At 69.5% G+C, this 2,668-nt stretch carries 3 protein-coding genes; 2 read left to right on the top strand and 1 reads right to left on the bottom strand.

Going from position 1 to position 2,668, the window contains the following annotated elements:
* Positions 1 to 92: 92 nt before the first annotated feature.
* Complete coding sequence (locus VF468_23010; protein ID HEX5881160.1) at positions 93 to 794, bottom strand: DJ-1/PfpI family protein; 702 nt, start codon at positions 792 to 794, stop codon at positions 93 to 95.
* Between the two features lie 248 nt (positions 795 to 1,042).
* On the opposite strand from VF468_23010, the gene VF468_23005 reads away from it, so the two are divergent.
* Positions 1,043 to 1,744: an adenylate/guanylate cyclase domain-containing protein gene (locus tag VF468_23005; GenBank protein ID HEX5881159.1), complete on the top strand. Its 702-nt coding sequence runs from the start codon at positions 1,043 to 1,045 to the stop codon at positions 1,742 to 1,744.
* Positions 1,745 to 2,360: 616 nt separating this feature from the next.
* Positions 2,361 to 2,668 (top strand): multicopper oxidase domain-containing protein (locus VF468_23000; GenBank protein HEX5881158.1); only part of this gene is annotated, 308 nt, incomplete at its 3' end.

Below are 2,668 nucleotides of genomic sequence, written 5' to 3'. Positions count from 1 at the left end.
CGGCCGTGTTCGGCATAGGGCCCATTGGCCCGGCTGCCTCGTGCCACTTGACCCGGACGGGCCGAAGGCCATCCCTGTTGTCGCGTGTCGGCTCAGCCGCTGAGCTTGGCCAGGAGCTCGGGTCGGTCGGCCAGCTGCTGTTGGACCATGGGACCCAGCATCGGCTCGTAGATGTCCCGGTCCACCTGGCTCCAGTCGATGCCCCCGAACGGTGGGTGGGGGTCGTACTCGATCGCCAGCTGGACCATCCGGGCGGTCGGCTCGTCGCTGAGGCGGGCGACCAGGGCCAGGGCCATGTCGATGCCGGCCGACACCCCGGCCGAGGTGATGAACGTGCCGTCCTCCACCCACCGCTTGGGCAGGTAGGTGGCGCCCAGGCGTTCCAGCAGCCGGTGATAGGCCCAGTGGGTGGTGGCCTGGCGGCCCTCCAGCAGCCCGGCCGCGGCCAGGACCAGGGCGCCGGTGCACACCGACCCGACCACCGGCGCCGTCTGGGCGGCGTGGCGCAGATACTCGCGGATGGCCGGGTCGCCCATGGCCTTGATGGTCGGTGCGTCCCCGCCAGGGACGATCACCACCGTCGGGTCGGGCACGTCGGCGAGGGTGCGGTCGGCGGTCACGGTGAGCGGGCCGTCGGTGGCCATGGGCTCGAGCCGCTCGGCCACCACCACTGGCCGGTACTGGTCGTTGAACTGCCGCAGGCTGGCGAAGACCTGCAGCGGGCCGACCAGATCCAGCAGGGTCAGCCCGGGGTAGAGCACGAACGCCACCGTCTTCTGCTCCTGAGCTGCCATCGTCTGTCCTTTTGTGTCGGTTGTGCGTGCCGAGGTGGTTGCTACCCCATCGCTATAGCGCCTAGACGAGCCAGCAGGGCCAGTATGAACAGGACAGGCATCCGCGGGACGGCCTCTGGACAACGGCGTGGCCGCGGCCTGCATAGGCAGGTGAAGTCGCCAACTATGGCCCGCTCTGCAGCCTTCTTGGCCCGGATGACAACACCCATCATCCTATGGTCGGTTGGTCGACCTAGGTTCGGTGGCGGATGGCACAGCAGTCGGAGCTGGCAGTGCAGACGTTCCTGTTCGCGGATCTCTCGGGCTTCACCGCCTTGACCGAGGCCCACGGGGACGAGCAGGCCGTCGACCTGGTCGGCGGGTTCTGTATAGCCGTGCGCCGGCTGCTGGCCGCCCATCAGGCCCAGGAGGTCAAGACCATCGGTGATGCGCTGATGCTCCGAGCCGGCGACGCCGCGGCGGCGATCCGGCTCGGCCTGCGCATCGTGCACGATATCGGCGCCCAGCATGGCTTCCCCCTGGTCCGGGTGGGGATGCACACCGGCCCGGCGGTGGAGCGCGGGGGCGACTGGTTCGGGGCAACGGTCAACCTGGCGGCCCGGGTGTCGGCGGCCGCCTCCGGGGGCGAGGCACTGCTGACCGCTGCCACACGGGCCGCGTGTGGCGACGTGGAGGGCGTGGAGTTGCGCGATCGCGGCCGTCGGGCGTTCCGCAATGTCGCTGAGCCGGTCCCGGTGTATGCGGCGGTCCGCCAAGGGGCCCGGAGCTCCGCTGGGCTGCCGATCGACCCGGTGTGCCGGATGGCGGTCGACCCCTGGCACAGTGCGGGCCGGCTCACCCACCAGGGTGTCGAGTACTGCTTCTGCTCGCTGGGGTGCGCCGGCGCCTTCGCCCAGCACCCCAGCAGGTACACAGCTACCGGCCACTGGTTGGATACAGCCCCTGACTGACCCGCACCCGCGGCAGGGCGAGCACGCCGGTCAACCGCCGCCGTCCGGGGATGATCGTGGGCTCACAATTCGGAGCAGGCATCGGCCTGCACGGGAACATCAGCGGGCTCGACCGCTCGACAGCGACCCACAGCCATGTTGACCTCGTGCACCGCACGCCGACATACCGGCGCCCGAGTTCACCGCGAGCGGATCGAGCCGGCTACCCGCCGACCACGGCGACGCTGCGGATCCCGGCCAGCGGGCTGCCCTGGGCGAGCACCATCTGGCTGCCGTTGTTCGGGTCGATGCGGATCAGCTTGTCCCCGACGAGGTCGACGGCCTGCGGCGCTTGCTTTTCTTGCGTCGCCGGTAGCTCGGTGACACGGCGCCCTCATCCCAAGGAACCGCAGTAGCGGACAAGGGTCGCACCGCATGGGGGCTGATCGGGTCCTGGTCAGAACCCTGGACATGTCACTGTTGCTCGAGCGCAACCATCAAGGAGCAGCAGACGCGACCTGGATGTCTGAGTGGGACCTTGGCTAGAGGCACGACCAAGAGGGCAGGAACCATGCAACACCACACTCGACCCGACCTACCGACGCCAGCCGAGTCCTTCCCGACTGATCCGTCGGGGTTGGCTGAGGCTGGGCGGCCCCAGCTGTTGGCGCTGGCCTCCGGCGACACCCTGGAGCTGCGGGTGGGGCCGGTGGCCAAGCGGCTGGGGGAGACCATAGTGCGGATGTTGGGCGACAACGGTTTGGTCCCGGGCCCGACCCTCAAGGTCGGCCAGGGCAGCGAGGTCGTGGTCCATGTGGTCAACCAGGGGGATCTGGACACGACCGTGCACTGGCATGGGTTGCGGCTGGAGAACCGCTATGACGGGGTCCCCCATGAGACCCAGGCCCCGATCCCGGTGGGGGGGAGTTCAGCTATCGGATCCAG

It is taken from the genome of Actinomycetota bacterium (assembly GCA_036280995.1).
Lineage (GTDB): Bacteria > Actinomycetota > CALGFH01 > CALGFH01 > CALGFH01 > CALGFH01.
This window is presented reverse-complemented; position numbering and strand designations above follow the sequence as displayed.

Bases quoted from the DNA above. Each gene is read 5' to 3' on its own strand.
- VF468_23005 (HEX5881159.1), top strand. From the start codon at position 1,043: ATGGCACAGCAGTCGGAGCTGGCAGTGCAGACGTTCCTGTTCGCGGAT.
- VF468_23010 (HEX5881160.1), bottom strand. From the start codon at position 794: ATGGCAGCTCAGGAGCAGAAGACGGTGGCGTTCGTGCTCTACCCCGGG.